General features: G+C 61.9%; 4 protein-coding genes. 1 reads left to right on the top strand and 3 read right to left on the bottom strand.

The features are described 5' to 3' along the window. Positions 1-381, top strand: a 381-nt coding sequence (locus Y88_RS19515; RefSeq protein ID WP_211207060.1) for a hypothetical protein, incomplete at its 5' end; no start/stop codon positions are given. Between the two features lie 32 nt (positions 382-413). On the opposite strand, the gene Y88_RS06855 is transcribed toward Y88_RS19515, so the two are convergent. The 3 genes from Y88_RS06855 to Y88_RS06865 are packed head-to-tail and all read right to left on the bottom strand — an operon-like array spanning position 414 to position 5,841. Next, a complete protein-coding gene (locus tag Y88_RS06855; protein ID WP_018075840.1) occupies positions 414-2,573 on the bottom strand; it encodes a hypothetical protein in 2,160 nt (719 codons plus the stop codon). Continuing rightward, a complete protein-coding gene (locus Y88_RS06860) occupies positions 2,567-4,396 on the bottom strand; it encodes a hypothetical protein (protein ID WP_018075839.1) in 1,830 nt (609 codons plus the stop codon). Before Y88_RS06860 ends, Y88_RS06855 begins: the two co-directional genes overlap by 7 nt. Next, the gene (locus Y88_RS06865) at positions 4,393-5,841 is read right to left on the bottom strand and encodes a tyrosine-type recombinase/integrase (protein ID WP_018075838.1); all 1,449 of its coding nucleotides are present in this window, start codon (positions 5,839-5,841) and stop codon (positions 4,393-4,395) included. Before Y88_RS06865 ends, Y88_RS06860 begins: the two co-directional genes overlap by 4 nt. Positions 5,842-6,010: the final 169 nt, after the last annotated feature.

The following is a 6,010-nucleotide window of genomic DNA, read 5'->3' on the forward strand; positions in this document are numbered from 1 at the left end:
TCGATCAGATATCTAAACTGTCTAGGGTGTCTCACTTCTTTTATTGCGAGGCTGGACATGGGCGTTTCTCGGGAACGGCAGGACAGCGGCGCGCGCAGCGCGCTGCTCTTCCTGCCTTTGTTGCAGGGCTCGGGCCTGGATGTGCTGGGCGCGGATATGCATAGCCCGGCGCTCCTCTCTCGCCTTTTCAGGCCCGCCCCTCGGTGGCATACCTCTCGCTCTGGCAGCAGCAATGGCATCACGGCAGGCGGCCACGATGGCGGTAGCGCGGTTTGCCGTTGCCCGGCTCATGCCAGCCTCGCGCGCAAGGTTGGCGACGGTCAGGCGACCATCGGTTCGCGTTGGGCATCCGTCGATGAGGCGCGCAAGCGCCTGACGTAGCGCTTCCTCGGTCGTGCGGCTGACGGGCAGTGTCATTCAGCATCTCCTGATTTCAGAGGCGCGATCAGCTTGCGCTTCCGCTCATTGTCGCGCCTCAACGCTTCGCGCTGAACACACGATAGCCGTTTGCTGCGCAACAACACGTCCGTCTCGGCGATCGAGGCTTCCCATACCGGCAAGTGCCGCATCGTGACGCAGGAGTTGGGGCATCGATCCGGGGCGCATTGCGAGAGCAGCGGGTCTACTCTTTGCCCCATGTTGCGCTTATCGAGGCACAGGGCCGTGGCGGGATCGAAGAAGCAGTCTGTCAGATGGCCAACGTGAAGCGTTCGTGCCAGATGTGCCAGCATCGCCTTGATGCGCCCCTTGTCGACAATACGCCCAGGGAACGGCCCAAGCTCCCGGCCCACGCGATCATATTCCTGCGTAAGGCGTAATGCGGCGGGACCAGCTAGGCGCTTGGAGCGAAGATGCGCTTCATAATGCTCGACGATATCGTCGAGTTGGCCAAGTGCGCGTTCCTGTTCGACCTCCTGTCGGAAGCCGGAAGCCGAAGAGCCCGCATAGCCATCGAACATGGCGACCGACGCATGCTTATACTGGATCTTGCCAGCAACCACTCCGAACGGCCGATTGGCGATATACCAAGCCAGCGTTCGTCGGAACTGCAAGGTCGTAAACGACCAGGGATGCCCCTCCACCAGAGGGAAGACAGGCTCATCTGGCTTGCCATAGCGCTGGTCGATCGTAGCGCGGAGCCGATTGATTTGGGCCACGATGTGCGGGATTCCATGTCCTGACGTTTCATTGTGCCCATTGAGAACAAGCCAGAGTTCATCTTCGCCACGATGACGGCGGTGGTGGGCGGCAAGACGTTCCGCGATAGCAACCGCCCGATCGACCGGAGCGATAGTGATCCATTCCGCAGCCTCGCCCCGTGTACCTCGATCCTTGAAGACCGTGCTGCGGACCGCCAGACGCTCGATCATGCCATCAGCGCTACATGAGCGCGCTACGGCGCCGGGCCGCATCGCCTGTACCTCGCCGTCGCGCATCCCACTCAGATAGGCGCACAGGATGTAGGCTGCCGTTTGAAGGTTTACCTCTTCCTCAACCAGGCTGTGGGCATCGAACCGGCCCCGCCAGGGCCGGCCGGTATCCGGATCTATCGAGATTGGCGTGTCCATGCCGCCACGCTCGACACCCAGTTCGATCGCTGCCTGGCGGATCAGGTCATAGGCTTTGCTGTTTTCCTGAACCGACTGCATATTCACATCGATCTGGAACGTGATGAGGCGAAGGTTGATGACCTCTCCCCGCAGGGGTGTCGCGCGCGACAGCGCTGGCGCAACACCCGTCCTGTTAGGATTTTCCCAGACAGGGACGCCGCGCCCGGATCTCCGCCGCTCATCGAGCCAGGCATTGACGCGTGCCAGCACGTCAGTTCGCGGGCGTAAGTGCGGCCTAGCCGCGCGTTTCGCTTGCAATGTTGTTAATTCGGCACGTGCTGCAAATATATCGACCGAGTAGAGTTCGATATATTTCAGCGACCAGTGGAGCAGTGCGCCTATCACCGGCTCGGGGATCCGCGGCGTCCGGTTCTCTCCAGGTTTTGGACCGTTACACCCGGCGACACGGTAGATGGTCCGCCCGCCCCAAGGCGTGAAGGCAAGACCTCCACAGGTCAGATAGGCTGCGAACCGGCGTAGTTCCACGATCGGTTTCAGGTAGCGTGCGAACGAGCGGCGGCCACCGGACGTCGTCGCGAGCAACATGACGCGATAATCGTCGATCGTCTCCTGATCGATCAGCGCCGTATCGAACCGGCCGTGTCGCTCCCGCACATAGCCCATGAAGCGCTGGAGTTGCTGCAGTGCGTTTCGCGCAGATGACGGGCGAAGCCGACCATATCTCTCGCCAGCGCGAACATTCAGGCTAGCGAAGATATATTCCTTGGCCGTAAGCTGCTCGACTGGACAGCCGATAGTGCTGAAGTCGAGCATATTCATTTTGCAATAAGCGCGCGCCTGGAAGACCCCCGGGTTCATATCCCATAGGTCATCGCCGAACCGCGACAGGCCATCGCGATCTGCGTCGGCCCTTAGCGGTGTGGACGCGAGCACGATATCGTCGAGGTTGCGATAGATCGAGGCCAGGGGCGCAAGCGCAGCGGCGGGCCGTTGTTTCACCATGCCGCAAGCTCGGGAGGCAGATAGAGAAGGTTTGATCCCGCTTCCAAGGCTTTCGCGCGCGCATCCGCCACAAGCTGCGCCGGGAACGCCGGTATGATCTGATCGACGATGCGATGATGAGCGCGGCCGAACCGAGCCGACCATGACGCCTCGTCCATTCCCGCACGCTGCTCGATCATGAACAGATCGAACGCGATCAGCGCAGGCAGCTTGCGCGTCGTGATCACGGCGTTCGCACATTCAAGGCAGCCCCAGAAGGGCGTCGGACAAGCTTCCCCCGATGACGCGAACGGGCTTTCATAATAGCCGCCGCAACTTGCGAGCCATACGTCCTCTTCGCCGCCCAAGAGAGCTGGAACGCGGTCGGCTGCGACCGGGAGTTCGACCGAGCCCGGATCGGCGCGGACGGCCTTTTCCATGGCGGGCGGAACGAGTGTCGGCTTCAACGCGGCATCCAGTGCAGCATGAAGGGCGTCGGCAACCGTGCGTTCGTGAACGTGACTCAATGCCGGGATATCAGCATAGTGGTTTGCTGCAACAGGGATCGAGTGACCGATCGCGAAGTCAGCAAGCTGGCCGTGGGTTTGCAGATAGCGCTCGGCCTTGTGGGTCTTGCGGAGCCGAGACAGCTCGAGCTTGAGTGGGCAGCCCTCATGATCCGTGAGCGCATGATGCGTGACGAAGGCTTCTACGCTTCCGCGGCTGTTTCTTCCCTCGAGCAGCTTATAACCATCCCAGTAGGCCCAGAGCGCATCTGTCCCTAGATATCGGCGCGCCCGCGCCGTCAGGCTGATGGCCTGACGGATGATCGCGCCAGGTGTGGAACTGGCCCCGTCGCGTATCCGCAGATGTTTCCATTCCGCACCGCGCGCGCGACGTTTGCGATATTCGACCTCTACATAGCCGCGTGTCGGATTGCGGAGACAGTCTGCCTTCAGGCTTCTGAGGCATTCGATCTCGATCCCGGTGTCCAGTGACAGCGACACCAGGAACGCGATGAAGTCGAGGCGGGTCAGATAGATTGTACCGTGTAGCGTTGTGCTGCTCAAGGGCGGGCTTCCACTGTTCTGAAGCCCGCTCTTGAGCAGCCGTAATGGCGGAACGCGGGTGCTAAGCTTACCATCGCGCGCAAGGGCAAGCAGAACCTCGGCATAGAAGCCGCTCAGCTTCGGGTTGGCGGCTATGTCCGGCCTTGGCCCGGGCATCGTATCACCGAGTAGGATGCGTGCGGCCGCCTCAGTGATCTGTTTCCTGGCAGCCGAGCGAAGCGCGGCTGCGATGCCGCTGCTATAGGCGTCCCGTGGCCGGGAGTGGATAAATTCGCCGCTTCCAAGCCAGCTCAGCCGATGCTCCATGTCCGGCGGGAAGCGGCCAGGGTACATTTCGACAGCAAGACGCATCAGCGAGATCAGATGGCTGAGCACTCGACGGAGATGCTGTTCGGATTTCCCATTGTGCCTCAGCCAGTTTTCATAGCTGTCGATCAAGTCGGCCGTCATGCCGTCAAGACCATCGATCCTCACCCCTGCGGCATCCAGGAAGCGCCAGAACTGCCGTAGATCGAGCACCTTGCAGTAAATCGACCGACCGACCGGCGCCGGACCCAACTGGCGGATATGCTCTTGCACGAGTGGCGCCATTGCGATCGTGAAGGAAGGGTGCGGCCAGCTTGTCAGGTCAACCAGTCGCTCCCCACCGTCCTGGAGGAGAACGCGAAAGCGCCGGGGATCGTGAGTTTCGGTAATTGTCGCCAGATTGATTCCGTCCAGCGGCGTGTCCGCATCGATGTCCGGGAAGGTTGCCCGGCGGCCCCGCCGCTTCACGCCGCTACGCTCGCGGCGCTGACGTCCAGACCCCATTGCTCGACCGCTGCGTCGATCAACGCCTGGCATTCGTCGAGATGATCGAGGTAGATGTAGGTACTCTCGATCCGGCTGTGGCCCATCAGGCGCTGGAGCTTGAGAAGCGGATCGCCGATCAGACGACGATAGGCGGGACTCATCCGGCCCGCGCGTTCCTCCAGAAGCCACGCCATCTGCTCGCGCAGCAGCAGCGTCAGCATGTGGACGGCGAAGGTGTGGCGCAGCATGTGCGGCGTCACATCGATGTCGAGGCCGAAGCGGCGGCATCGCGCGCTGGCCCGCATAAACACCGCTTCCCATGCCGCCATCGGCATCGGCAGCCCGCCTTCGGTCAGCCACAGCACCAGCGGCTCCCGCGACTGCCGATGGATCAACCGGCCGCGCTCGCCGGGATTAAGGTTGTTGAAGCGGATCGGACTGGATGGCTGATCGTCGAGTCGAAGGGATCGCCGGTCATGACTGGCGACCATCAACGGCGCCTCGATTCGTTCCCATCTCCGGCGAAGCCCGTAGCGGTCCAGCGCGTTTGCGCGCTCCACGTCGGCATAATCACGCAGCCGCCTGAGCAGTCGTAGCGGTAATCGGACCTCACGGCCCTTGTTGCCCTTGGCCGTTGCCGCCGCGATCGGGAACGGGATCGAACGCTGATCGGGATGAGAGTCGAGTGCCGGTAATTCCGCGAGCAGCAGGCTAGAACCTTCCTGCAACCGTAAGCCGGTCGTCACCAGCAGCTCCGCGAAGAGGGCATTGCGTTCGCCGTTGCGGCCACACCAGCCCGGATCTTCGCCACCATCGGGAAGCCGTCCGCGCAGCCCGACATCGCGGAACAGCAGATAGCGGTCCAGCGACAGGAAGCGGGTGTTTCGCTTACGGGAGCCCGCCTCGCGGGCCATATTCGCTGCGATGCCGACGGTGCCCCCATCGGTCGTGCGCCCCCACATCTGGCGATAGGTGAACGGTGCCTTGTCGATCAGCTTTTCCTCGACCGCCCATCGATACAGCTTGTCGAGCGCGGCAATGGAACGATTCCATGACTGGGCTGATATGCGATGCGTCGGGGATGACAGTCGGCGCGCCCTATGGAAGGCTGCGATGTCCTCGCGATCCACCGCCCATAAAGATTTTCCATCGCGCCGCTCCGCGAGGAAGCGCAGCCACACGACGATATCGCGCGCATAGGCGCGCAGGCTGTTCAGCGATCGAACGCCCATGGTCGGAGCGGCACGAAAGAACCTGTTGAGGTCGTGGTCGTAGCTGCCATCCTCTCCGAGGATGAAGGGCATGCCCTCGACAAGGCCGAAGCTTTCCATCGCCGCTATCTCGGCCGTGGTAAGTTGATCGACAACGCCATCGACAACGGCGGGCATTTTCAGGGCGGCGAGATCCGTGAAGAACAGTTGCGGCATGGGCCTCCGGAAACGGCAAATCACAATGCTGACCCGGCTTAAGCCGGGTCAGCATTGTGATGGGGCGCGTGATATCCATCCGTCGCGAATATCCGCCCCATTGTACCGGAGGTGCTCTCGCTAAGACAGACTCACAGAGTCTGGATAAGATCAGGGCATTGCTCTCGCT

Source organism: Novosphingobium nitrogenifigens DSM 19370 (genome assembly GCF_000192575.1).
GTDB lineage: Bacteria > Pseudomonadota > Alphaproteobacteria > Sphingomonadales > Sphingomonadaceae > Novosphingobium > Novosphingobium nitrogenifigens.